Origin of the sequence: Mesorhizobium sp. M0983, from assembly GCF_040318975.1 — a bacterium.
In the GTDB taxonomy this organism is placed as follows: Bacteria; Pseudomonadota; Alphaproteobacteria; order Rhizobiales; family Rhizobiaceae; genus Mesorhizobium.
Genome location: NZ_JAMYNH010000016.1, coordinates 25,274 through 48,005, shown reverse-complemented (window position 1 = coordinate 48,005; position 22,732 = coordinate 25,274). Strand labels below are relative to the sequence as shown.

26 protein-coding genes and 2 tRNA genes are annotated in these 22,732 nt (G+C 60.9%); 9 read left to right on the top strand and 19 right to left on the bottom strand.

Annotated elements, in window-relative coordinates; genetic code table 11:
- The first annotated feature begins 36 nt into the window (after positions 1–36).
- From NKH71_RS24505 to NKH71_RS24480, 6 genes are all read left to right on the top strand, one after another.
- On the top strand, positions 37–750 hold the full coding sequence (locus tag NKH71_RS24505; RefSeq protein WP_023719453.1) for an ABC transporter permease: 714 nt from the start codon (positions 37–39) through the stop codon (positions 748–750).
- Positions 747–1,466 (top strand): ABC transporter permease, encoded by a 720-nt coding sequence (locus NKH71_RS24500; RefSeq protein WP_352716986.1) that lies wholly within the window; start codon positions 747–749, stop codon positions 1,464–1,466. The genes NKH71_RS24505 and NKH71_RS24500 overlap by 4 nt, the downstream gene beginning before the upstream one ends.
- A gap of 21 nt (positions 1,467–1,487) precedes the next feature.
- Positions 1,488–3,080, top strand: coding sequence for a gamma-glutamyltransferase (ggt, locus tag NKH71_RS24495; protein ID WP_352791674.1), 1,593 nt, complete (start codon positions 1,488–1,490; stop codon positions 3,078–3,080).
- A 462-nt stretch (positions 3,081–3,542) separates the two neighbouring features.
- Positions 3,543–3,998, top strand: coding sequence for a hypothetical protein (locus NKH71_RS24490; protein ID WP_352791676.1), 456 nt, complete (start codon positions 3,543–3,545; stop codon positions 3,996–3,998).
- On the top strand, positions 3,995–4,750 hold the full coding sequence (locus tag NKH71_RS24485; protein ID WP_023719449.1) for an AAA family ATPase: 756 nt from the start codon (positions 3,995–3,997) through the stop codon (positions 4,748–4,750). Before NKH71_RS24490 ends, NKH71_RS24485 begins: the two co-directional genes overlap by 4 nt.
- A gap of 217 nt (positions 4,751–4,967) precedes the next feature.
- Positions 4,968–5,582 carry a class I SAM-dependent DNA methyltransferase gene (locus tag NKH71_RS24480; protein WP_245278607.1) on the top strand — a complete coding sequence of 205 codons (615 nt, stop codon included), beginning with the start codon at positions 4,968–4,970 and terminating at the stop codon, positions 5,580–5,582.
- 202 nt (positions 5,583–5,784) lie between these two features.
- Here NKH71_RS24480 and NKH71_RS24475 read toward each other — a convergent pair.
- From NKH71_RS24475 to NKH71_RS24430, 10 genes are all read right to left on the bottom strand, one after another.
- A tRNA-Phe gene (locus NKH71_RS24475) sits at positions 5,785–5,860 on the bottom strand.
- A gap of 375 nt (positions 5,861–6,235) precedes the next feature.
- Positions 6,236–6,427: a DNA gyrase inhibitor YacG gene (gene yacG / locus NKH71_RS24470; protein ID WP_023719447.1), complete on the bottom strand. Its 192-nt coding sequence runs from the start codon at positions 6,425–6,427 to the stop codon at positions 6,236–6,238.
- The gene (locus NKH71_RS24465; RefSeq protein ID WP_023719446.1) at positions 6,424–7,053 is read right to left on the bottom strand and encodes a Maf-like protein; all 630 of its coding nucleotides are present in this window, start codon (positions 7,051–7,053) and stop codon (positions 6,424–6,426) included. Before NKH71_RS24465 ends, yacG begins: the two co-directional genes overlap by 4 nt.
- Positions 7,054–7,078: 25 nt before the next feature.
- Complete coding sequence (gene infA / locus NKH71_RS24460; RefSeq protein ID WP_006200926.1) at positions 7,079–7,297, bottom strand: translation initiation factor IF-1; 219 nt, start codon at positions 7,295–7,297, stop codon at positions 7,079–7,081.
- An 89-nt stretch (positions 7,298–7,386) separates the two neighbouring features.
- A complete protein-coding gene (locus tag NKH71_RS24455; RefSeq protein WP_023719445.1) occupies positions 7,387–7,797 on the bottom strand; it encodes an arsenate-mycothiol transferase ArsC in 411 nt (136 codons plus the stop codon).
- Positions 7,798–7,855: 58 nt separating this feature from the next.
- The gene (locus NKH71_RS24450) at positions 7,856–8,341 is read right to left on the bottom strand and encodes a UPF0262 family protein (protein ID WP_023719444.1); all 486 of its coding nucleotides are present in this window, start codon (positions 8,339–8,341) and stop codon (positions 7,856–7,858) included.
- A gap of 2 nt (positions 8,342–8,343) precedes the next feature.
- Positions 8,344–9,636 (bottom strand): histidinol dehydrogenase, encoded by a 1,293-nt coding sequence (hisD, locus tag NKH71_RS24445; protein ID WP_023719443.1) that lies wholly within the window; start codon positions 9,634–9,636, stop codon positions 8,344–8,346.
- Between the two features lie 4 nt (positions 9,637–9,640).
- A complete protein-coding gene (locus NKH71_RS24440) occupies positions 9,641–10,075 on the bottom strand; it encodes a DUF2948 family protein (RefSeq protein ID WP_023719442.1) in 435 nt (144 codons plus the stop codon).
- Positions 10,076–10,375: 300 nt separating this feature from the next.
- Positions 10,376–11,668: a UDP-N-acetylglucosamine 1-carboxyvinyltransferase gene (gene murA / locus NKH71_RS24435; protein WP_352895379.1), complete on the bottom strand. Its 1,293-nt coding sequence runs from the start codon at positions 11,666–11,668 to the stop codon at positions 10,376–10,378.
- Positions 11,669–11,827: 159 nt separating this feature from the next.
- Positions 11,828–12,010, bottom strand: a complete 183-nt coding sequence (locus NKH71_RS24430) for a hypothetical protein (RefSeq protein WP_023719440.1) — start codon at positions 12,008–12,010, stop codon at positions 11,828–11,830.
- Positions 12,011–12,170: 160 nt separating this feature from the next.
- Between NKH71_RS24430 and NKH71_RS24425 the strand changes: the two genes are divergently transcribed.
- Positions 12,171–12,245: transfer RNA gene (locus NKH71_RS24425), tRNA-Thr, on the top strand.
- 203 nt (positions 12,246–12,448) lie between these two features.
- On the top strand, positions 12,449–12,712 hold the full coding sequence (locus NKH71_RS24420; protein WP_023719439.1) for a hypothetical protein: 264 nt from the start codon (positions 12,449–12,451) through the stop codon (positions 12,710–12,712).
- 1,370 nt (positions 12,713–14,082) lie between these two features.
- Here the strand turns inward: NKH71_RS24420 and NKH71_RS24415 are convergent.
- Together NKH71_RS24415 and NKH71_RS24410 are read right to left on the bottom strand one after the other, a co-directional pair.
- On the bottom strand, positions 14,083–14,700 hold the full coding sequence (locus NKH71_RS24415) for a cupin domain-containing protein (RefSeq protein ID WP_352482423.1): 618 nt from the start codon (positions 14,698–14,700) through the stop codon (positions 14,083–14,085).
- 1,099 nt (positions 14,701–15,799) lie between these two features.
- Complete coding sequence (locus tag NKH71_RS24410) at positions 15,800–15,988, bottom strand: hypothetical protein (RefSeq protein WP_023719436.1); 189 nt, start codon at positions 15,986–15,988, stop codon at positions 15,800–15,802.
- Between the two features lie 136 nt (positions 15,989–16,124).
- Here NKH71_RS24410 and NKH71_RS24405 point away from each other — a divergent pair, with 136 nt between their 5' ends.
- Positions 16,125–16,676: a group I truncated hemoglobin gene (locus tag NKH71_RS24405; protein WP_023719435.1), complete on the top strand. Its 552-nt coding sequence runs from the start codon at positions 16,125–16,127 to the stop codon at positions 16,674–16,676.
- Positions 16,677–16,804: 128 nt separating this feature from the next.
- Here NKH71_RS24405 and NKH71_RS24400 read toward each other — a convergent pair whose 3' ends face one another.
- The 7 genes from NKH71_RS24400 to NKH71_RS24370 all read right to left on the bottom strand — a co-directional run bounded on the left by NKH71_RS24400 (position 16,805) and on the right by NKH71_RS24370 (position 22,632).
- Positions 16,805–17,656, bottom strand: a complete 852-nt coding sequence (locus NKH71_RS24400) for a transglutaminase-like domain-containing protein (RefSeq protein ID WP_023719434.1) — start codon at positions 17,654–17,656, stop codon at positions 16,805–16,807.
- A gap of 88 nt (positions 17,657–17,744) precedes the next feature.
- Positions 17,745–18,626 carry a transglutaminase family protein gene (locus NKH71_RS24395; RefSeq protein WP_352895378.1) on the bottom strand — a complete coding sequence of 294 codons (882 nt, stop codon included), beginning with the start codon at positions 18,624–18,626 and terminating at the stop codon, positions 17,745–17,747.
- Positions 18,627–18,699: 73 nt separating this feature from the next.
- Entirely contained in the window at positions 18,700–19,293 is a 594-nt protein-coding gene (locus NKH71_RS24390) for an SOS response-associated peptidase (RefSeq protein WP_023719432.1), read from the bottom strand.
- A 79-nt stretch (positions 19,294–19,372) separates the two neighbouring features.
- On the bottom strand, positions 19,373–19,630 hold the full coding sequence (locus tag NKH71_RS24385) for a hypothetical protein (protein ID WP_023719431.1): 258 nt from the start codon (positions 19,628–19,630) through the stop codon (positions 19,373–19,375).
- A 278-nt stretch (positions 19,631–19,908) separates the two neighbouring features.
- Positions 19,909–20,451, bottom strand: a complete 543-nt coding sequence (locus NKH71_RS24380) for a hypothetical protein (RefSeq protein WP_023719430.1) — start codon at positions 20,449–20,451, stop codon at positions 19,909–19,911.
- Between the two features lie 503 nt (positions 20,452–20,954).
- Complete coding sequence (locus NKH71_RS24375) at positions 20,955–21,155, bottom strand: CsbD family protein (protein WP_023719429.1); 201 nt, start codon at positions 21,153–21,155, stop codon at positions 20,955–20,957.
- Positions 21,156–21,348: 193 nt separating this feature from the next.
- Positions 21,349–22,632: an ROK family transcriptional regulator gene (locus NKH71_RS24370; RefSeq protein ID WP_023719428.1), complete on the bottom strand. Its 1,284-nt coding sequence runs from the start codon at positions 22,630–22,632 to the stop codon at positions 21,349–21,351.
- Between the last annotated feature and the right edge of the window lie 100 nt (positions 22,633–22,732).

The following is a 22,732-nucleotide window of genomic DNA, read 5'->3' as shown; positions in this document are numbered from 1 at the left end:
TCCGGAGCTGAGCCGTTCGCCCTGCCGGGGGTATCGATGGTTGACGCATTCCGGCTACTTGGTTTCCAGCACGGAGGTTGGGGGGCTGCTCTTCTCATGGCGGCCTCGGTTACAGTGCTTCTGTCTGTGCTGGGCTTTGCGCTTGGCGCTGTATTCGGTGGGCTGGCAGCGGCCGGCCGTCTCCGCAACTCCAAGGTATTGAGGTTCTTGGCCCTTGGCTATTGCACGGTTTTCCGAGGCGTGCCCGACCTTCTGACCATTTATCTGCTTTACTATGGAGGAAGTGTCGCCCTGACCTCGCTTGGTCATAGCCTGGGCGGGTCCGGATTCGTCGGCGTTCCGGCCTTTGCCACTGGAACCTTGGCCATCGCAATCATCTCGGGCGCCTATCAAGCCGAGGTCTATCGAGGGGCTTACCTCGCCATCGACCAAGGACAGCACGATGCCGCTTGCGCGCTTGGTCTCAACCGGCTGCAGCGGCTGCGACAGGTTATTTTTCCCCAGCTCCTGAGCTACGCGCTGCCAGGTCTCGGCAACGTGTGGCAGTTGGTTCTGAAGGACTCGTCGCTGATATCGGTAATCGGCCTCGTTGAACTGATGCGCCAGGCACAGATCGCTGCCGGTTCGACCCGTGAACCATTCATCTTCTACATTGCTGCAGCCTTGCTCTATCTGGCTATCGCTTCCGTCACCGGCCATGCCTTTTACCGTCTGGAACGAAAGGCGCCGTGGCGCGTCCGGTCGGCATGATAGATTTCAGTTTTTTCCTCGAAATCCTGCCGAAGCTCCTCGCCGGCCTGCCGCTTACGATAGAATTGGCCCTGACTTCCATTGTTGCCGGCTTCGTCCTTGCCGTCACATTGGCGCTTGCCCAGCAATCGGAATCGCCCTTCGTCGTTTTGCCGATCCGTGGCTTCGTTGCCGTCTTCAGGGGCACGCCCCTGCTGGTGCAGATTTTTCTGACCTATTATGGCCTCGGTCAGTTCCGGCACCAACTGTCGGCAATTGGATTATGGGCCGTTTTCCGCGAACCTTACTGGTGCGCAATCATCGCGCTGACACTCAACACCACCGCCTACGGCAGTGAAATCCTCCGCGGCGCGATTCAATCGGTGCCGCGCGGCCTTGTCGAGGCGGCCCGGTCTGTCGGCCTGTCCACCTGTCTGACCTATCGGCATGTTATCCTGCCGCTGGCCTTTCGCCAGGCTCTGCCGAGTTACGGCAACGAAATCATCCTGATGATCAAGGGCACGTCTCTGGCCTCCATCGTGACCTTGATGGAGGTGACTGGAATTGCCCAGGGATTGATCTCCCAGACTTACCGCGCCTTTGAAGTCTTCATCTGCGCGGGCGCCATTTATCTCACTTTGAATTTCGCGATCATCCGTGCCTTGGCGGCACTCGAATACTGGATGTCGCGGCATCTGCGGCACCGCCCCTCGACGATGAGGGACGCCGCCTCTTGAGCACGATCAGAAGGGCATAGCATGCGAAATTTTGAGAAACCAACGCGCTCGGTCGTCGTTTCACGCGAGGCCATGGCCGCCACCTCTCATCCGTCGGCGACCCTGACGGCGGTGGAGATCATGGCGACCGGCGGCAACGCCATGGATGCCGCCATCGCAGCCTGCGCGGTGCAATGTGTCGTCGAACCAGCCTCGACAGGCATTGGAGGCGATTGCTTCGCTCTTCTGTCGCGAAACGGATCCGGCGAGGTCATCGCCTACAACGGATCGGGCAGGACACCCGCCGCCCTCACAATTGACTGGTTCCTCGAACGTGGCATGGCGGAGGTAGCTCGCAATTCTCCTGGCTCCGTCACCATCCCGGGAGCGATCGATGCCTGGACCAGATTGCACGCTGATCACGGGCACATGCCCTTCGATCAAATTCTGGCCCCTGCTATACGCTTCGCCGAGGAAGGCTACGCCATTTCACCGCGGGTCCATCGTGACTGGGCGTTGGAGGAAGAACTTCTGGCCTCCGATGTTACTGCGAAACGGATTTTCCTGCCAAACGGTCGCGCGCCAAGCGTTGGCCAAGTGCATCGCCAGCCTGAGTTGGCTGCAACGCTGCGGCTGATCGCAAGAAAAGGACGAGAGGCTTTCTACGCTGGCCCTGTGGCCGAAGACATGGTCGCCTATCTTCGTGGGCTCGGCGGATTGCACACACTCGAAGATTTCGCCTCGGCAACAGGCGAGTACGTGACCCCGATCAGCACGGCGTTTCGAGGCTGCGATGTGTTCGAATGTCCGCCGAATGGCCAGGGTGTGATCGCGTTGCTGATTCTAAACATCCTCTCGCGCTTCGAAGCCAACGGCGACCCGCAATCCGCGGACCGGCTTCACCTGGAAATCGAAGCGACACGCCTCGCTTACGCCGCGCGTGACCTGCTCGTCGCCGATCCTGATGCGTCCGAGGTCCCGGTGGCCGACATGTTGTCGAATGCTTGGGCCGATCGTCTGGCCGGCATGATTGACCTAAAGCGCGCCCGCGCGGACCTGCCGGCGTTCGATATGCCGCTGCACAGCGACACGGTCTATATTTCCGTTGTCGACAAGGATCGCAATGCGGTCAGTTTCATCAACTCGGTCTTCGACAGCTTTGGCTCGGGCCTGGTCTCGCCACGCTCCGGTGTCGTCTTGCACAATCGCGGGCAAAGCTTTTCCCTTGACCCCAGGCACCCCAATGCAGTGGCGCCGAACAAGCGGCCTCTGCATACCATCATACCCGGGATGCTTGCGAGAGGCGACCGGGCAGAGATGCCTTTCGGCGTTATGGGTGGCTACTACCAGGCAATGGGCCACGCGCACCTGCTGACGAAGGTGCTCGACTTCGGGATGGACCTGCAGGAGGCGATCGATCTGCCGCGGGTCGCCCCCGTCAGCGGCACGATGAAGGTCCAGGCCGAACACGGGCTCGCTCGCGAAACCGTAGCTGAACTTAGCCGGCGCGGTTTCGAAATCATTCCTGCCACGGACCCGATCGGCGGTGCGCAGGCTATTCGCATCGATTGGGCAAACGGGACGCTGCTGGGCGGTTCTGAACCGCGCAAGGACGGCTGCGCCCTCGGTCTGTAGGGCGGTTGTGGCCAGAGCGGAATCCAAGATGCTGAAGGCGTTCTTCATCGCCATTGGTCGGCGAGCAGGAGCCTCTGGCGCCATGGTCCAGATAATTCTTGCACGCCATCGACAATCCGCTCGGCGCGAGATTGTCACCCATGTCTAGGTATAAACTGTTACCTATGTCTCCGGGCCGTACAGGGAAAAAAATGGTGCCCAGAGGCGGATTCGAACCACCGACACGCGGATTTTCAGTCCGCTGTCGGTGATTGATATTGTTCAGATTTTAGGCCGAATGTCGCGTTTGTGTCGCGTCAAGCCAAAACCGCCCGCTCGGCCTGAACTCGTTGCCCTGTTCAGCGCCCAAACGCGCGTGCCGTGGTGCCGACAGTCATTCAGATGGATGATGGTATGGTTCGGCACTCATAGTAAGCACTGATCCCCAGGCAATTTAGAGACTTTCTGAGGTCCATGTTCCCTATGGGCGCAAGCGGCGCGACGACGGAGGTGTTGGCGCAGGCGGCGGGGTCGGCGTCGTCGAGGCTCGCACGCCTGGAAGCCACGACGACCGACGTCGACCAACGGGCAACCGTGGGGCGCTCGATCGATCAGGAGATGGCACGGGCGACGAGCCAGTTCGACAGCGACAGGCGTGTCAACCAGCCGCAAGCGCAGGCGATCGAGAAGCAATTGCAAGTTCTCAAGTCAACCGGCAACGCTGTCGCGGCTCAACAGGCGGGACTGCACGCCATGGAAAGGCAGTCTTCCACCGCATCGCATCTCCTCCAAAGCTTTTTGCGGCGTCAGCAGGATGCCAGCGAGCGGGGTCAACTCGGCCAGGCGGATGCCAGAGTGTTTACGCTCGCCACACCGCCGGAGCGGGCGAGCTCGCTTCATCCGATCTTTCTGCTTCCTGTTCGGGAGATCCCTACATGATTATCGAGTTGTTCGGTCCGCCTGGTGCAGGCAAGACGACCCTTCTCCGCGCCCTTTGCCGTGAGCTGGCGAAACACGACATCCGTGTGAAGACAGTCAATGGCTATCGCCGGATTGATTTTGTGTCTGTCGGCAGCGAAGTCGATTCGGTCGAGGATGAAAGCCCGGAGACACGCCATGGTATCCAGCGTCTGGTGCACAAGCTCGCCACCGCGAGTCCGGTCTTGTTCTCGACCCCGCCGAGCGAGGGGGCCGCTGCGCGGCTTTTGGCATCGATCCCTCCAAAAAGCCGAATATGGGCGTTGCGTCTGAAGATCGACGTCGTTTTGCTCTTCGAAGCCTGGAATACGGCGAAGGCCTCAGAAGGGTACTTCATTTTCGAAGAGGGCATCGTTCAGGCGTTGTGTGCGCTCGTCCTGTTGGGACGAAATCCAAGTATCGACATGGTTCGTAATTGCCTGACGTTCCTGCCGCGACCGGATCTCCTCATTCAAGTCGACGCGCCCGGGGAAACGCTGCGCCACCGCCTCATTGAGCGGTATGCGCGGCAGCCGTACCTCGAGCGCCTTCTCGAAGTCGGAGTGGTCAGGGGCCTGAAGCAAGCGGATATCGCGAGGGAGATCGGCCAATGCCTGCAAGACAAATGGCCGCTGATGCGTGTCGACGGCCTCGACCCACGCAATTTCGAACAGGTCGTCGCGCGCATCGTGGGGCACGGATTGCCCGCGACGGCATGCGTCGGGCCAGACTAGAGGCGCGAGTTGCATGGTGTTCACGGTGAGATCGTTCGTTGGCATTCGCAGATTTCTGCGGGCGCAGCGGCGACCGTTCGGGAGCGTCCATGAGAACCGTGCACCCGCTCGTCGGGATTACCGAGCAAGCCACCAGACGGCTGGGTACGGTGCCCATTACTCCGACACGTACCGGTCCGGCTACTATGCAGCTCTGTGGTCGGGTATCGAAAAGCCTTTGGTCGAACGTATTCTCCTGCCTGTCGGCGGGCCGAACCGGAAATGCCTGGACTTCGCATGCGGCACAGGCCGCATAGCAAATATCGCAGCTCCATTTTTTGGTGAAGTCGTCGGCGTTGACATCTCCCAATCTATGCTGGCTAGCGCACGGGTTCCGAAGAACGTGAAATTGGTCCGCGCTGATCTTACGTTCTCTCCGCTTGCCGAAAGGTTCGACGTGGTCACGGCATTCAGATTCTTCCTCAATGCTGAAGATGAGCTCAGGAAGGATGCACTGTCGGCCATCAGCGCGCATTTGAACGAAGGTGGATTGCTAATCTCGAATATCCACATGAATGCGACCTCCCCAATAGGGCTGGTCTGCCGCATTCTGAACCGTTATGCAGGAGGGACAGTCCGCCACACTTTGAGCATTAAAGGATACGAGCAGACGCTCATTGCAAATGGCTTTATTGTCGAGCGGATAGTTGGGTACGGTTTTTTGCCGCGACCCGGGAAATTGCTGCCAAGACTGTGCGAAATATTGATGGTGCCGTTTGAAAGGACCTGCGCAAGTGCCAGGATTCCGGCGGAGCTTGCGCAGAATTTCCTGGTGGTTGCCAGAAAGCGGTAAAGCCGGCGGGCACATGAAATTTGAAACCGAGCATTTGCCATGAGGCTGGTCTTTGTTGAAGTTCATGTCGCGTGGAGTTGCCGACAGTCGCAGGAAACCCTTGAAACTCAACGGTAACAGTTCGCAACACGGCGCGACATGAAATGCCGTAAGTCGCCAAGCTGGCGACACCGCAAGCCATTGACTTTATACGAGGAAGTAGTGGTGCCCAGAGGCGGATTCGAACCACCGACACGCGGATTTTCAGTCCGCTGCTCTACCAACTGAGCTATCTGGGCCTGCTCCGGCGGGCGGCAATCTGCACACCGGGTTCATGAAAGCGCCGTCGGCACCCCTTGAAAGCGCGTGGGTTATAGCACGGGAATCCGGCCTGTCCAGCGCTTAGAGCATGATCCCGAAAAGTGGAATCCGGTTTTCGGAAAAGATCATGCTCAAACAAAAAGCATGATCCCGAAAAGTGGAATCCGGTTTTCGGAAAAGATCATGCTCAGGCAAAACGCCAGAACCTGTTCCATCCGACTCTACCCGGATGGAACAGCTTCTGGACATTGAGTTCAGGCGGGAAGCGACAGGCAGTCGGCAAGGCCGATCATCGGTCACAATCGCGGCCGCGAAACCGTCCCGAGCTTGTGGAAAACTGCAGGCGGACGGCGCTATTTCTGGTGGTCGTCGTCGTCCTCGTCGTCGCGGCCCGGGATGACGTAGACGCCCTTCAGCCAGCGGTTGAGGTCGATGTCCTTGCAGCGCTTCGAGCAGAACGGGTAGGTTTCGCGCGCCGATGGCTTGCCGCATTCGGGGCAGGGCCGCTTGGGTCGCAGCGGCGTGACCTTGTCGTCCGGGCTCATATCCGCGCACCCGCCAGCCAGTTGACGTGCACCTTGAAGCCTTCGCCGCTCAGCAGCGCCACCGTCTCGTAGAGCGGCAGGCCGACGACGTTGGTGTAGGAGCCGACGAGCTTGACGACGAAGGCGCCGGCAAGCCCCTGGACGGCATAGCCGCCGGCCTTGCCGCGCCATTCTCCCGACGCGATATAGGCGTCGATCTCCTCGCGCGGCAGCCGCTTGAAGCGCACCCTGGTCTCGACCAGCCGCAAGCGCTGCTTGCCGCCCGGCGTGATCAGGCAGATGCCGGAATAGACCCGGTGCGAACGGCCGGACAGCAGCCCGAGGCAGTTGGCGGCATCGTCGAGCGTCTCGGCCTTGGGCAGGATGCGCCGCCCGACGGCAACCACCGTGTCGGCGGCCAGCACGAAGCTCGGCAGGTAGTCCGTCTCGGTTTTCAGCGAGACCAGCGCCTTCTCGGCCTTCTGCGTCGCTAGCCGCTTGGCCAGCGACCGCGGATGCTCCGCGCGCAGCGGCGTCTCGTCGACATCGGCCGGCAGCACGCGATCCGGCTCGATGCCGGCCTGCTGCAACAGCTCGATCCGGCGCGGCGAACCCGAGGCAAGCACGAGCTTCTGCAAAATGCCCATCGCGATCCCGGCCGGGTCCTTGAACTTACTTGAAGCGGTAGGTGATGCGGCCCTTGGTCAGGTCGTAGGGCGTCATCTCGACCAGGACCTTGTCGCCGGTCAAAACGCGGATGCGATTCTTGCGCATGCGGCCGGCCGTATGGGCGATGATTTCATGTTCGTTTTCGAGCTTGACCCTGAACATCGCGTTGGGCAGCAATTCCGTCACGACACCCGGAAACTCGAGGACTTCTTCCTTCGGCATTCGATACCTTTGCTTGGATGGGTACTTCCAGCGCCCCGGCCGGAAAGTTGCGCGGAACCTATATGATAAACGTCCGCTTGTGAACACGCTTAATCCGCGGCGTTTTCAGCCTCGTTGCCGAGAAAACGGCGGCCGATCCGCGCCTTCAGCCGCTCGCGCACGTCGCGATAGGCAGCCATGATCTGTTCGCGCGTGCCGCTGACGCCGGTCGGGTCGGGCATCGGCCAATATTCGACTTCGACGGCCAGCGAGCGGGTGAGTTCGAGCGCGGTGTGGTGGGCTTCCGGCGCCAGCGTCACGATCAGATCGAAATAATCGTCTTCGAGGTCGTCCATCGTTCTCGGGTGCCGTTCGCCGAGCGACAGCCCCTCTTCGGCCAGCACGGCATCGACGAACGGATCGCGTTCGCCGCCGCGCACCCCGGCCGAGGCGACGAAAGTGGTAGGCGGGAGCACCTTGCGCGCCAGCAATTCGGCCATCGGCGAGCGCACGGCGTTCATGCCGCAAACAAACAGGATCGAGCGGGGCAGGATCGAGCGGGGCAGCGGGGCGGCCAGTTTAACCTCGCCAGTGCAGCACGCAAACCAGCGTGAACAGCCGGCGCGCCGTGTCGAAATCGATGTCGATCTTGCCGGCAAGCCGGTCCATCAGCGTCTGCGAGCCTTCATTGTGCAGGCCGCGCCGGCCCATGTCGATCGCCTCGATATGGCTGGGCGTCGCGGTGCGGATGGCGTCGTAATAGCTTTCACAGATCATGTAGTAATCCTTGACGATGCGCCTAAGCGGCGTCAGCGACAGGATATGGGTGACCACGGCTGCGCCGTCCTCGCGCGCCACCGCGAACACCAGCCGGGATTCGGCCAGCGACAGTTTCAGTCGGTATGGCCCGGCACCGTCGTCATTGACCGGCTGGAAACGGTTCTCCTCGATCAGGTCGAAGATCGCCACCGCCCGCTCATGCTCGACATCGGGCGTCGATCGGCCGATCGTCTCGTCGAGCTCGACATCGATCAGCCTGGCGCGGGTTTCGTCGTAGTCGGACATTTCTACATGTTCAGCCGGATGGCGACGGAGCGTCCATGCGCATCGAGTCCTTCCGCCTTGGCCAGCGTGATCGCCGCCGGCGCCAGCGCCCGCAACTGTTCCGGCCCGAGCTTCAGGATCGAGGTACGCTTGACGAAATCGAGCACCGAAAGCCCGGACGAAAAGCGCGCCGAGCGCGCCGTCGGCAGCACGTGGTTGGAGCCGGCGACATAGTCGCCGATGGCCTCCGGCGTATGCCGGCCGAGAAACACCGCACCGGCATTGCGCATCCGCGCCAGGAAAGGCTCTGGGTCGTCGATGGCAAGCTCGACATGTTCGGCCGCGATGCGGTCGACCAGCGGCAGTGCTGCCTCGATCGTCGGCACCAGGACTATGGCGCCGAAATCGCGCCAACTCGCCGCCGCCGTCGCGGCGCGCGGCAGGTTCTGCAATTGGCGTTCAACCGCCTGTTCGACCGCGTCGCCGAAGGCAGGGTCGTTGGTGATCAGGATCGATTGCGACGACACGTCGTGCTCGGCCTGGGCCAGCAGGTCGGCTGCGATCCAGTCGGGGTCGTTGCTGCCGTCGGCGACGACCAGCACTTCCGAAGGCCCGGCGATCATGTCGATGCCGACCGTGCCGAACACCTGGCGTTTGGCCGCCGCGACATAGGCATTGCCGGGGCCGACGATCTTGGCGACGGGCTTTATCGTCTCGGTGCCATAGGCAAGGGCTGCGATCGCCTGGGCGCCGCCGACGCGGTAGATTTCGGAAACGCCGGCAAGGTCGGCCGCGACCAGCACCAGCGGCGGCACGTCGCCGCCGGAGGCTGGCACCACCATGGCAATGCGCTCGACGCCGGCGACCTTGGCCGGCACGGCGTTCATCAGCACCGAGCTCGGATAGCTCGCCGTGCCGCCCGGCACATAGAGCCCGACGGCCTCGATCGCCGTCCAGCGCGAGCCGAGCTCGACGCCGGCGGCGTCGGTATAGCGATCGTCTTTAGGCAGCTGCCGCTGGTGATGGGAGCGGATGCGCTCGCGGGCGAATTTCAGCGCCTCGACCGTCTGCGGATCGGCTGCATCGTAAGCCTTGGCAATGTCATCCTTGGACACCGCAATGCCGAGCCTTGTCAGGTCGCCGCCGCCGAATTTCTGCGTGTAGGCGACGAGCGCCGCGTCGCCGTCGGCGCGCACCTTGGCGATGATCTCGCGCACCACGGCGTCGACGTCGGCCGAGACTTCCCGCTTGGTCAGCAGGAACGCGGCAAAGCGCTGCTCGAAATCGGCGTCGGACTGGCGAAGCGTGATGGCCATCGGCTCAGGCCCTGTGGACCGGGCGCGAGGTCGCTTCCCAGGCACCGCCGACATCGGCAAGCCGCGCCTCGATGCATTCGACATCGAGCATGATGGCGCCGCCTCCCGCAAAGATCAGCTCGACGATGCCGGCCGGCTTGTCTAGCGCGAGAAAGCTGATCGCCAGCAGCGACAGCACCTCGTCCGGTTTGTCGCGGGCAATGCCGCTGGTCTTGGCGGCGAGCACCCGGTCGAAATGCAGCACCGCTTGCCGCCGCTCATTGTGCTGGCGCAAGAAGCCCGATTTCGCCTCCCAGACGAAGCGGTTCATGGTCAGCACGAAGCGCTTGACCGAAGGCAGGTATTCGAGATCGCTGACCTTCATCACGGCATCCTGGACATGCGCCGAGATGATGCTCAGATCCTGATCGTCGAGCGCGACAAGCTTAAGGCCATTCATGCGGAATTCGCACCTGCGAGTTGACTATTCGACCTTCTGTTAGGCGGTCTTTCCGGCTCGTGCAACCGCACCGGAGGTCTTGGCCAGGCAATCGCCCCGGTCAGCGCCGCCCCTCGTCTGCCTGCCGGGACCTTCTCCCCGTATAGGGACGGGAGAAGAGGCTGGCCGCAACCTCGGCACCCTCTCCGCAACGCTGGAGATTGGCGAAATCCTTCGCCAGACGGTCCTTCTCCCGTCCCTATACGGGGAGAAGATGCCGGCAGGCAGATGAGGGGCGGCGCTGACCTGAGCCTGCTATCGTTACCCCGAAATGCGCTCGATCTCCGCGCCGCAGCCGGACAGCTTTTCTTCCAGCCGCTCGAAGCCGCGGTCGAGATGATAGACGCGGTTGACCGTGGTCTCGCCTTCTGCCGCAAGGCCGGCGATGACCAGCGACACCGAGGCGCGAAGGTCGGTTGCCATGACAGGCGCGCCCTTCAGCTTCGCCACGCCGTCGACGATCCCCGTCTGGCCGGACAGCGTGATGTGGGCGCCGAGCCGGGCGAGCTCCTGGACGTGCATGAAGCGGTTTTCGAAGATCGTCTCGGTGATGCGCGACTTACCCTTGGCCATCGTCATCAGGCCCATGAACTGCGCCTGCAGATCGGTCGGGAACGCCGGGAACGGCGCCGTCGTCACGTCGACCGGCGAAATGCCGGCGCCGTTGCGCCTGACGCGGATGCCGGAATTGGTCTGCGTGATCTCAGCACCGGTCTGCGAAATGATGTCCAGCGCCGTCTGCAACAAGTCGGGCCGCGCGCCTTCCAGCACGACGTCGCCGCCGGTCATCGCCACCGCCATCGCATAGGTGCCGGTCTCGATACGGTCGGGGATCACCCTGACGCGGGCGCCCGACAGCGCCTCGACGCCGTCGATGGTGATGGTCGCGGTGCCAGCGCCGGAGATCTTCGCACCCATGGCGTTGAGGCAGTCGGCAAGGTTGACGATCTCGGGCTCGCGGGCTGCGTTTTCGAGCACCGTCTCGCCCTTGGCCAGCGAGGCCGCCATCATCAGCACATGGGTGGCGCCGACCGAGACTTTCGGGAACACGTAGCGGTTGCCGACCAGCCGGCCGTTCCTGGTCTTGGCGATGACATAGCCGGTGTCGACGTCGATATCGGCGCCCAGCGCCTGCAGGCCTTCCAGGAAGAGGTCGACCGGCCGCGTGCCGATGGCGCAGCCGCCGGGCAGCGACACCTTGGCCTCGCCCATGCGGGCCAGCAGAGGGCCGATCACCCAGAACGACGCCCGCATCTTCGACACCAGCTCGTAAGGCGCCGTCGTGTCGACGATGTTGCGGGCGGAGAAATTGATGGTGCGCGAATAGCCCTCATGCTGCTTTTCGCGGCGGCCATTGACCGAATAGTCGACGCCGTGATTGCCGAGGATGCGGATCAGCTGCTCGACGTCGGCCAGATGCGGCACGTTTTCCAGCGTCAGCGTGTCGTCGGTCAAAAGCGCGGCGATCATCAGCGGCAGCGCGGCGTTTTTCGCGCCCGAGATCGGGATGCTTCCGGCAAGCTTGTTGCCGCCGACAATTCTGATGCGATCCATGAAGAGCGTCCCCTCGGCCGAAAAGCCGGTTTAAATCGGTTGAGTCAGTTGCGGCCCATCTAGACCATTGGCCGGCTTGGTTCAAGAAACAGGCTATTTCCCCGCGTTGGCCCACGATACCTTGGCCAAAATACCGGCGACCAACATAGCCGATTCGCGTTAATCCTTCTGCTTTGCCGCCTGCAGCCCGTCCGGCCGCTGGTCGGCCCCGCCGGTTCGCCGTGAGCGCGATTGCGCCTTGCGCTTCTGCAGATTGGCACGCAACTGCTCGGCCAGCCGGTCCTTCCGGCCAGCCTTTTTTGGTAGACCATCCTTGTTCGGAGAAATTGTCTTGTCGTTCATCGTCCCGTCCCCGGCCGGCGACCCGCCCGTGCGGATCAAGGGATAGCCAACATTGTGGCATGGCCATGTCCGGAACAATCGCCTGGTGCGGCCTTTCAACCCGTCTTTGTCTTGGCCTTGCGCTTGCCGGTTCGATATGGCAGAAGCCCCGCCATCGGCGGCTGCGGTAGCTCAGTGGTAGAGCACTCCCTTGGTAAGGGAGAGGTCGAGAGTTCAATCCTCTCTCGCAGCACCAGATCGTTTTCGCTAGCGCACCTTCCAAGGCCGCTTGACCTGCTCGATGATGATTGTGCACGGTTGGCGAGGTTGCCGAAAAATAGGCGCCCCGCGACCTGCCGAGTGCCACGCGCGCAGGCTTGTCAAAAATGATCGTCTTGCACGCTCACCTCCCGAGTCTCGAACGCGACTCAATCCTCTGTGATGTGATAGCTTACCGCCATGTCGGATCATATTCTGCCTGGCCAGAAGCAGCCCAAGCTGATCGTCGTCGTGGCGTTCGATCGTGGCGAGGACGGCGAACTGTTTCCCACCTTTGGTCCGGCTGATCAGCAAAGCGAGGAACGCGCCATCCGCACCGCTAAGACGCTCGCAGGGAAGCACGTTGGCGTAATCGCATGGAGCCGTGACGCGAACCCGGCGCTTGGTGACTACGGCCCGCCGACCGTGCTATTCACCAGCGGTGACGTGCCGGATATGGAGTAAATTCAGTCGGGGTCTATCTCACGGTGCTCGATGGGACGTGCTTTACAAGGACGATGAGCCTTTTTGCTCGATTCATCCTCGCCCTTTCAGTCTGCTTGATCTGTCTGCCTTTGGAATCCAAAGCGGCTCCAGGCTCCACAGCATCCCGCGATGTGCAGGAGGCCGAGGCGTGCAGTCCTCTAAACAAAGCCAACGAAAGAGTATTAAGGACGCCCGCCATTCAGGTTACGGACCACTTAATTAGGTATGGTGACCAACCTGGGTTTCTGCATCAAGAAGAGATCTACATAGGCGATATGGTATACTCACGACGCCAGCCTTTTGGGCGCTGGATCGCGACGGCACGTCCTCCGGGCAGCGACTTGAATCCGGACGGGACGCCGATAAACCGAACTTGCAGCCGCGTCGGTGAAGAGAAGTTGGACGGCATAAATACCGTGGTCATCAGATATGATAAAATGATCAACGACCAACACCAGTCGTACCGCTGCACCACTTGGCTTGAAACTCCAAAATACAGACCCCTAAAGATGGTGTGTAAAGGACCCTTTGAGTGGACAAGATATTGGTTCTACCGGACCGACATTAAGCCGCCGATGCCACCACCGAAGTGAGCGCCTCTCGCCGTTTCACCTCTCAAGTTCCGTTCATGCCGCATCATCGCATCCGCGATGACCTCGCGGTGGCGTGTATAGATGCCGGGGCTCGACACAATTGATGCAGGCGTGCCGAAGACGCACGGTTGATCGTTCCAAGCGATTGTGGCGGGACGGTCCATGTGCCAATTAATTGCGGTACACTGACGTGCCCGATTTGGAGAGCCTCATTTGAAATGCGCCGGCAAATTGATCGTCGCAACAGCACTGCTGATTGCTGGCTGTCAAAGCGATGGTAGAACCCAGTTTGAAGCAGGCAGAGCGAAACTGCAGAGTCCGGAACAGAGGCGCGCTGCAATTCAGCACTGCCTCAAAGGCGTAACATCGAAAAAGAGATGGGTTCGAGGACGACCTCCTCCCGGAGGCGTGAAGTGGTGCACCGACTTTGTCAATGCTTGGGCCACCGGCCGCTGGACCTATAACGACTATCGCAACGGAACTCCGAAGACCGGCTATGACTACAGAAGAGACAAGATCGTGAAACTTCCCGCCCCATGAAGGCCTGGACCGTCGTTGTCAGGCCTCGCTGGAAATATGAGCCCCGAGCGGGAAATGGACGGCTATGCAGGTCAGGCGAACCCAATCCGATGGCGTTGGGGTCAAAACCCACCACGCTGAACGACCCGAGTTCGACCCAGGGCAGACATTCACAGCTCGTTGACCGACTGTCTGCAACAGGTGGAGAGCGGAAGTACCACCCCGGGAAATGTCGCCTCAGTCGAGGCTGGCCGGCGACGAGAACGGCTGCTTGGCGTCGACCACGAAGATGGCCAGCTCATCGAGATCGGTTGTGCCGGCGCTGAACACCTCCATCGGCGTGTTGGCCCCGTGTCCGATCATGGCTGTGCCAGCTTCAGCATAGGTCACTCCGTGGGGCGTCCTCTGGCCGACCTTGCCGGCCAGCACATAGAAGGCCTCCGGTCCCGGATGCGTATGGATCTTCGTCTTGACGCCGGGCGCTCCACCGGCGCGGTTGACGCGCAGCAAATACTCGCTTGCACTGATCGGAGGGATCGGTCCGATCTCGATGACCTTGGTTCCGCCGGTTGTCGAGCCATCCTTCGGTCCAAGCGTGAACAGCCAGACCTTGCCTGCGATCTCCGCCGCAAGCGAGGTCGGGCCCGCCGCGCTTTGGGCCTGCGCCAGCGTTGGCAGATTATCCAGCCGCCAGTACAACGGTCCGGAGGGCAGTTCCGTCACCTTTTTCTCAACCACCGGCTCGACGGCGAATTTGCTGTCTGCGGGCATTGAGACTGACGTCATCAGCCCGAAAGCACACACCGAGAATATAAGCAGGCTAATACGGCGGGCGCTGAGGGAATGCGGCTTCATGGTTGGTCCTCCCTTTTCATGGTCGCCCCCTCGACCCAATATTAGCTATTAGCATATGTACCGCCTTACGGCGCGGACCAATTTCGGGCCACCCTAGTGCGCCTGCCGCCAAAGAAGACTGTTCATGATGCCAAACCGTCTCGGGAGAGTTTTCAAGTATTGGAACTAGGTCGTCGCGGTGGCATTGGCTGCGATGACGAGTGCCAGCAGCGAAACGCGTGGCTCCTCCGCGTCGTCAAATGGGTAGCCGGCCCCGTTTATGGTTTGAAGCGGTCTTGCCCCCAGGCTACTGTGTCTGACGTGAGTCCAACGGTCCAGCCGTCCAAAATCGGTCCGCGCATGGTAGCCAGAGCCGTTCAGGCGGGCGCTCGAAAATGTCTGAGATGCCAAGGTCGGCGCACAGCTCCGTTCGCATGCGCCATGATGCGTGCGGGGAAAGGCTTCTGGTCTGCCCCTGCTGCAGGCGGCTTAGCAAAGCTTGCAGCCGGGAACAACCACTCAACGACTCGCGTTTCTTGCCAGGGCCCGCTTCTTTTGCAACAGGGCGGCGGGCGTCGAAGGCTCGCAAATGTCGCGCCGGCGTTTCAATAGCACTCGCCTCAGCCCTCACGATTTGGCTATTTGTGAACGCGTGTTTGATCAGGTTTGCGCAGATGAACACATTGACCTTTTAAGCCTGGATGCCGAAGCCTTAGCGGTGATGATTGTCGCAATCTTCCGAAACTTGACTACCAATGAGCGCGAACTGCTGGAGGAAGTTAGGTCTCTTCGTCGCTCAAAGGGCACAGAGAAGGCGCACTAGCTTTGCGGCGTTCCGAGGTGAATTGGTCTAATCCCGCTTTGGCACAGCCGTTTGGCATCTGAATTGCCCATTGAGAATCGCCAGAGTGTAGCCACCGAGCTTGCGAAGGGGATGGAAATGGGCTTAGCCAAAGACTTATCGGATGTCGCGCTCACATTCGAATGTCCGGATTGCTCGCATCCGGCGGTAAGAAAGGGCTCTGCACTAAGAACAATCGCGCACTTCAAATGCGACGGGTGCAACGCAAAGGTGCGGATCACCTATCCGCAGAAGCTAGCGATCTTTGAAAAGCACAGGCTATTGGCCGCAGGCGACCGCCGCCAGCGAGGCCAGGAACACTACGGTGCCCGCAACATCGATCGGGCCGCCGATGCGGCCGAAGTGGCTTCGCGACCTCTGCCGCGTGCAGCGACGCGTGCTTAAGCCTTCCTCATCCGCGCGGCCTTCGCCCTTTTTACGCATGTTGACCGTGAGAATGCCGTCCATCGGAATAATTCGGGCGAAGGGCTCGTTAGTTCCTTAGACGATGCTAAAATATGACAAAGTGTGTCCGAATGTCACTTCATGAAGCCCGCCAGACAGGCTGCGGCTTGCTCTGGCCTAACCTCGAAGGGAACCAGGGATGAAAACGGCCGTTTCGACCTCTTTGACAAGACGAAGTGTTGTTGCCGCGCTGGCGCTGGCCGCCGCGTCGACGGCGGTATTGCCTGCCGACAACGCACTCGCCCAGGCCAAGAAAACCACAGCTGAAGAAAGTCTGTATGAGAGGCTGGGGGGTGTGTTCGCCATCGCAGCGGTGATCGATCATTTCAGCGACGCCGTCGTGAAGAACCCGATCGTCGGCAAGAAGTCGAAGAACCCACAATTGCGCAAATGGCACACCAAGAACCTTGAAAGGTTGCCCGGCCTCAAGTTCATGCGCACGCTGTGGGTCTGCGACGTTTCTGGTGGGCCCTTCAAGTTCGTCGCCACCAAGCCCGGCACGACGCCGCTCGGCCTCGAGGAGGCGCATCGCGACCTGCGGATTTCCCCGGCGGAATTCGATGAGGTCGCAGCGGAACTCGGGCGAACCCTGGATCATTTCAAAATTCCGAAGCCTGAGAAAACCGAAGTCTTGGAAGCTTTCGCCGCCCACAAAGACGAGGTCACCGCCGGCTACGTCAAGCGGGGCTGAAGCGCTTATATCGTGCGGGCATTCGTTCTGAGCATGGCGCGCGTCGCCGTGACTATGCGGCGCGGCCCTGACCTCGAGGTCAGAGGGGCCTCGGGACATCGTCGACCCACCTCTACGAACCTTGCAGCTCAAGGTGAGAACGCGGAATTTTCGACAGACGCCAGGGAAGGTTCGGCCTGGACCTCCTCCGTCACGACTTCGAAACGGGTAAGCCGCGAAAAACCGAAACTGGTTGAGATGGCGACGTCGGTCGCGTCGCGCCCGGTTGCCATCAATATCCGCCCGATGCGCGGGCGGTTGTGGCGAGGATCGAATGTGAACCAGGTGGCGGCGAGATAGGCCTGGAACCAGGCGCTGAAATCCATCGGATACGGCGCCGGCGGTACCCCGATGTCACCGAGATAGCCGGTGCAGTACCGCGCGGGAATATTCATGCAACGGCATAGCGCGATCGCCAAATGGGTAAAGTCACGACAAACGCCGGCCTGGTCGGTGAAGCTGTCGTGAGCCGTCCGCAGCGGGTCAGCTTTCTGGTAATCGAAGACGATGTGATTGTGAACGAAATCACAGATCGCCTGGACACGCGCGCATCCAGGCGCGGTATTGCCGAATTTCGCCCAGGCAAAATCTCCAAGACGATCGGTATCGCAGTAGCGGCTGCCGAGAAGAAAGACGAGCACCTCGTCCGGCAGGTCCTTGATCTTGTGCTGCACAGCCTGCTCGGCGACCGCATCGGGCTCGCCGCTATCGTAGATATCGAAGGTGGTTGAGATCGTCGTCTGGCCCGAGGGCGCCTCGATCCTCGTGCAGGCGTTGCCGAAACCGTCGACGTAGCCGCGTGCTTCGACGGGACGATCGAAATCGATGACCTGTTCCGTCAACAGATCGACCCGGCGCGATGGATGGATTTCGAGCGCCAACAGCATCGGCGTTGGCTGCGGACATTCGTAGGTGAGGGTGTAACCTGCGCGGATCCGCATCGACGCTCCGATTGTTGTCATTCAGCAACCGGGCAAACTCCGCGTCGGCCAAACAGTTCCGGGAAAACATCAGCGGATGCTAATTTTCCTACGCACCGATCTCCTTCGCCACATTCACCTCGACGGTCATTGCAAGAAAGCTCGACGCGCTTCCCGAATAACTCCCGGAAAGCGGAATGGCTTGACGAGGATGCCGGGCCACGGCCACCCTGATCAAATCCCGATTGCCGACAATGCCAGCGGTGGGGTCGAACTCGACCCAGCCGGCACCCGGCAGATAGACCTGGCACCAGGCATGCGTCGACCCGCCGCCAAGAACCGTCGCGCTGTCGCGGCTCGGCACATAGACGTAACCAGTCACAAAACGGGCGGCAAAGCCGAGCGAACGAACCGCCTCCATCATGAACAGCGCAAAGTCCCGGCATGTGCCGCGACGCAGGTGCAACGTCATCAGCGGCGGCTGCGTCCCTGGCTCGCTTCGACGGGAATACACAAAGCTCTCGTGGATGGCATAGCAAAGCGTCATCAACAGATTGCCGGTCCCGGTGTGCCCTGCGGCACTGAGGAACTGTCGTGCCCACTTGCCAACCTCGTCACTGTCATCCTCGTATTGACGTTCCATCGTCTGGGAGAGATCGGCGGCTTCGTCGGGATCGTAGGAAAACGGATAGTGAAGCGCAGCTTCGTCGATACGGAAATCGGGCGCATGCTGCGGCGTGTGGTCCAGCCGAATGTCTGTCGCAAAGCGCAGCTCTTTCGCGGGGTTCTCGAAATCGATCACCGCCACGCAGTTTCCGAAAACGTCATGGATCCAGCGAACCTCTTTCGGCTCGGGATCGACAGACAAGGCGTGGTCCAGGAGTCTTTGATCGAAGCTGTCGCGCGGTCTGAACATCAGCCGATGCTCGCCGAACCTCACCGGCCGGCTATAGCGATAGACCGTCGTATGCTGGACTGAGAAGATCGGCATCAGTTTTGGTCGACAAGTTTACCTGCGATGTTGGCGCAATCATATAATCTTTTCCACGCTCTTCCGATGGTTCCTACTCGGAACCTGCGCGAACTGTTTCCGCTCTGAGCGACCCTTCCGGCAGCGGCCGCATGAGTTCAGCCTCGGACTTCCTCAGATGGATCCATGCCGCCCAGTCCGATGGCCGCAGCACAACCACTTGCCGATTGTGATACGGCGCGACATCCGGGCTTGGATCGGTCGTCAGCATCGTGAACGTCGGCGGCTTGTTGCCGACAGCCTCGCGCCAAAGCCCGGCAATCGCCATGAACGGATGGCCATTCAGCGTGAACCTGTGCTTGGCTTTCGGATATTTCGTTCCCGTGAATTCGAAGAATGCCGACGCCGGGACAAGGCAGCGTTTGCTGTTGCCGAACTGTCGTCCCTCCGAGCGAAAGTTGAATACAGGTCCGCCTTTTGGTCCGGCCGGAGGAAAGCCGAACGTCATCGACGCCAGTTCGATTGTGTTGCCGGCAGCCCGCATTACAGGCGCGGGGTCGTTGATGTGGATGTCATCCGCCTGCGGCAGATCCAGTTCGGTTTGATGGCTGGGAATATTGAGCGTCAGCAAAGCCATCATCCGGCAATACTCGGCCCAGGCGATGTGCTGCTCGTAGTCATTGCACATTAATATGGCTCCGGACGCTCGATCGAGATCAGTTTCAATATAGCGTTATCGGTTCGCGCCGATTGCTGCCGGATTTGCCCTATTTGGGCCGGCGTGCGGCGGCGATGGCCTGCAACAGATTGATGCTGTTCATGTCGGGTTCGCTGGATGCGGCAACGGCAAGTGCGGCGGCCTCGGCTATTTTCGCGACGTCGTCGCTGCTGATTGTTCCGCGCTTTTCCAGCAGATTTATAAGTTCGACAACGAGAAGAAAGGCGTTCACGCCATATCGTTCGGCTTTGAGCTCGAACTCGCCTCGAGCCAATCTCTCCGCGTCTCCTTCAGCCCGTTTGTCCATCTCGGCGTCCTCTCCTATGGCGACAAGCTGTGAACGCTTAGCACGAATGGTTTAATCCTTCGAACTGGCCGCACCTTTCGCCAGTTGCCGATTGCCGGAGCTTGGCACCGTGTCGCCGGCGGCAAGGGCACGGCTTCAGCCAAGGATGAGACCTGCCAATAGAACCGTAAGGATAAGGGACAGCACGACGGCAAGCAGCCCGCATGCCTCCAAGGTGTTGGTTTGCCAAACTTTCGTCGCGCGCCTCCGGTTTGAATTCCCATTTCGCGAAACAAACTTCATCGGGCACCAGATTGGACGCGGAGCCGGCTTGAATTTGTGTAAGCGCTCGTCTTCATCTGTCCGGAACGGCAGATGCGCCGCGGCATCTCCACGGAACTCCGAAGCACTGCCTGCGCGGCGCCGGCCTGCTTTTCATCGACGCGGGCCATCACCAGAACGACACCCTCTGCGATCTTCGGCTTGCCCGGCTTCTGGGCAAAATTGGCGAAGGTTCCAAGAAGCCCGCCGCCAAAGCCGCCCCACGCCGCACCGACCAGAGCCATGCCGGTCATCCCCGCGGGATCAATGCCCTGAGCTCCAAAAGCGCTAAAACCGGCCAGCAGACCAGCCGTCGCGCCAAGTGCGGCGCCTGCGCCCGCACCTCGCCAGAGAGCGCTCATCTCATCGTTGTAATATCCAGCAACGCTGATCGGTTCATCGTTGTCATTGTAAGATCCGACCACGCTGATCTGCCGGCGACGAATCCCGCCGGCCTGAAGCCTGGCAACAGCACGTGCTGCCTGGGCATGGGAATCGAATAGTCGGCTGATCGTTTGCATTTGCGTCCAAACCCGACGCTCGTTCGGAGCGTCGGGCTTCTCCTCTCTGGCTTGAACTCTTCCGCCCAGACGCATCTTGGTCGCGCCAAAGCTCACTACAACGTGAGCCAGCCGGCTACGTTCCTCAGCCGGGGCTTCGGTCCATTCCTGGAGCGTCTTGCTTGGGACCTAAGTCTGACCAGCTTGGGTGTGCTGAGGCCATGCCGACCGGGCCGCCGGCTCGAAGAGAGGGCTCAGATGCTATCGCAGACCCAAAAAGCTCAAAATAGCGATTACGATCACGATGGCGCCGACCAGCCAGATAATGTTGTTCATGATTGCACTCCTTCGCCTCCGGGCTGGGCGCACGCCGGGGCGAAGCCCGCCACGCAAGTAGAACATTAGATACGGCTAAAGGTTCCTCGCGGGCCTCGCTGTCGAAAGAGCCCACCGCACCAGTCGGCACGGCGGGCGACGCAGAGTTCACCCCGGTGGTGGGCAGCAGACGGCGTTGCGTCCAAGGCTCAGCTGATGCTTCTGGACCAGTTATCTACCTGGCGCTCTGCCTCTTCCTTGGCGATGCCATATCGCTCCTGGATACGCCCCAAGAGCTGGTCTCGGTTGCCCTCGATCCGATCAAGATCATCGTCGGTGAGGTCACCCCACTGCTCCTTCGCCTTGCCCTTGAACTGCGTCCATTTTCCCTTGATTTGATCCCAGTTCATATGTTCCTCCTTTGCTTCCTGGGCCCGCACTGAAGCGGAGCGCGGACCGATCGGCATTTCAATGTCGGTGACGAATGAAGATCAGCGGCCGCTAAAAGTTCCGGTGCCGGCGCAAAAAGCCCGCCGTGCCCGTGCCGGACTGCGAACTGATGTTGATGATGCCCGGAGCTTGATGCTCTCTCGCAGCGCCAACCTATCCCGTTGAAGTCGCCGAGCTTCTCGCTGGTTGGCTTTGGCTGGCGAGCCTCGAAAGGCTGCCCAGCAGCATTGTTCTGTCCTTGCCGATCATCAGCACGCCGCTGTCGGGCGCCAACAGTGCCGAGAACGGCAGCATCGCCGCGCCGATCGGCGAGGCCTCGGGGCCGAATTGTCCAGATACGATTTCCGGCGCCACGATGCCGATGGCGCTGATCCTGTTGAACTGGGTCTGCACCTTTGCCAACAGCTCGAGATGGATCGGCCGCGGCAGGATGCTGTCGAGGACGATCGCCTCGATGTCGATGACGGAGGTGATGGCGATAATCGCCTCGACCAGCGCATTGGCACAATCGTCGATCCATTCGGACAGCGGCTCGCGCGCACCCGGCGGCAAGGGATCGAGTTCGCGCACACGGTTGATTTCGATGCCGCGCGATTTGAGATGATTGACCAGCACATAGATCGAAGCGCGATGCAGCAGGCTCTGGTAGCGCGCCGGCTTGGCCGCCACCGAATCGAGGCTTGAAGGCGAGACCGGCAAAGGACCGAGCGCGGCACTGTTGCCGTGCGGCCCGGTGTGGACCTTGCCGCCTTGCACCAGTCCGCCGCCGACAAAGGTGTCGATCGAAATATGCATGAAGTCGCGGAACCGCGCGCCAGTCCCCTGGATGAGCTCGGCCAGTGCGGCCGATGACGCGTCGTTTTCCACGAAGACCGGGGTCTTCGGCTTTGTGGCGAAGAAAGTCGTCAGATCGATTGCTTCCCACCGGCTACCGAGGTCGTCGGGAAAGCCGAGCTCCTCGCTCCAGCCGCCGAGGAAATATGGCGACGCGATGCCGACGCCGACGATGCTGGCATCGCCAAGCCCCTCGACCAGTTTGTCGAAATTGGCCAGCGACATGTTGCCGGCCTTGAGCACCATGTCGGGATCCGGGAAGCGATATTCGTGCGACTCGCGCGAGCGGACCTCGCCGGCGAAGTCGACGAGCACGGCCTCCAGCGCGCGCCGGCCGATCTTGATGCCGGCGCTGTAGATGCGCTCCGGTGTAAGCCGGTAGAGGGTGGACGGCGATCCGCGTTGCCCGAACCTTTTTCCCACTTGCTTTACGAATCCGGACGACTCCAGCCCGTCGACAATGGTGGCGACCGCGGCCGGCGTCAGATTTGCGGCGCGCGCCAGATCGGACTTGGATGCCTCCTTCAGACGGCGGATGGCATCAAGCACGAAGCGCTCGTTGTAATGCCGAACCTTGACCGAATTGCTGCCTTTTCCGGACAAAACCGGCGCCTCCCCATTCATTCTCGCGGAGCCACTCTGGCCGCCTGCAGCTTTTAGGCTGCTGGGTCGAGCACTCCAGCTGCACCCGTGCGCGACGCGA

Coding starts and splice junctions, on each gene's coding strand:
- NKH71_RS24505 (WP_023719453.1), top strand. CDS start 37: ATGGTTGACGCATTCCGGCTACTTGGTTTCCAGCACGGAGGTTGGGGG.
- NKH71_RS24500 (WP_352716986.1), top strand. CDS start 747: ATGATAGATTTCAGTTTTTTCCTCGAAATCCTGCCGAAGCTCCTCGCC.
- ggt (WP_352791674.1), top strand. CDS start 1,488: ATGCGAAATTTTGAGAAACCAACGCGCTCGGTCGTCGTTTCACGCGAG.
- NKH71_RS24490 (WP_352791676.1), top strand. CDS start 3,543: ATGGGCGCAAGCGGCGCGACGACGGAGGTGTTGGCGCAGGCGGCGGGG.
- NKH71_RS24485 (WP_023719449.1), top strand. CDS start 3,995: ATGATTATCGAGTTGTTCGGTCCGCCTGGTGCAGGCAAGACGACCCTT.
- yacG (WP_023719447.1), bottom strand. CDS start 6,427: ATGAGCCCGGACGACAAGGTCACGCCGCTGCGACCCAAGCGGCCCTGC.
- NKH71_RS24465 (WP_023719446.1), bottom strand. CDS start 7,053: ATGGGCATTTTGCAGAAGCTCGTGCTTGCCTCGGGTTCGCCGCGCCGG.
- infA (WP_006200926.1), bottom strand. CDS start 7,297: ATGCCGAAGGAAGAAGTCCTCGAGTTTCCGGGTGTCGTGACGGAATTG.
- NKH71_RS24455 (WP_023719445.1), bottom strand. CDS start 7,797: ATGAACGCCGTGCGCTCGCCGATGGCCGAATTGCTGGCGCGCAAGGTG.
- NKH71_RS24450 (WP_023719444.1), bottom strand. CDS start 8,341: ATGTCCGACTACGACGAAACCCGCGCCAGGCTGATCGATGTCGAGCTC.
- hisD (WP_023719443.1), bottom strand. CDS start 9,636: ATGGCCATCACGCTTCGCCAGTCCGACGCCGATTTCGAGCAGCGCTTT.
- NKH71_RS24440 (WP_023719442.1), bottom strand. CDS start 10,075: ATGAATGGCCTTAAGCTTGTCGCGCTCGACGATCAGGATCTGAGCATC.
- murA (WP_352895379.1), bottom strand. CDS start 11,668: ATGGATCGCATCAGAATTGTCGGCGGCAACAAGCTTGCCGGAAGCATC.
- NKH71_RS24430 (WP_023719440.1), bottom strand. CDS start 12,010: ATGAACGACAAGACAATTTCTCCGAACAAGGATGGTCTACCAAAAAAG.
- NKH71_RS24420 (WP_023719439.1), top strand. CDS start 12,449: ATGTCGGATCATATTCTGCCTGGCCAGAAGCAGCCCAAGCTGATCGTC.
- NKH71_RS24415 (WP_352482423.1), bottom strand. CDS start 14,700: ATGAAGCCGCATTCCCTCAGCGCCCGCCGTATTAGCCTGCTTATATTC.
- NKH71_RS24410 (WP_023719436.1), bottom strand. CDS start 15,988: ATGGACGGCATTCTCACGGTCAACATGCGTAAAAAGGGCGAAGGCCGC.
- NKH71_RS24405 (WP_023719435.1), top strand. CDS start 16,125: ATGAAAACGGCCGTTTCGACCTCTTTGACAAGACGAAGTGTTGTTGCC.
- NKH71_RS24400 (WP_023719434.1), bottom strand. CDS start 17,656: ATGCGGATCCGCGCAGGTTACACCCTCACCTACGAATGTCCGCAGCCA.
- NKH71_RS24395 (WP_352895378.1), bottom strand. CDS start 18,626: ATGCCGATCTTCTCAGTCCAGCATACGACGGTCTATCGCTATAGCCGG.
- NKH71_RS24390 (WP_023719432.1), bottom strand. CDS start 19,293: ATGTGCAATGACTACGAGCAGCACATCGCCTGGGCCGAGTATTGCCGG.
- NKH71_RS24385 (WP_023719431.1), bottom strand. CDS start 19,630: ATGGACAAACGGGCTGAAGGAGACGCGGAGAGATTGGCTCGAGGCGAG.
- NKH71_RS24380 (WP_023719430.1), bottom strand. CDS start 20,451: ATGCAAACGATCAGCCGACTATTCGATTCCCATGCCCAGGCAGCACGT.
- NKH71_RS24375 (WP_023719429.1), bottom strand. CDS start 21,155: ATGAACTGGGATCAAATCAAGGGAAAATGGACGCAGTTCAAGGGCAAG.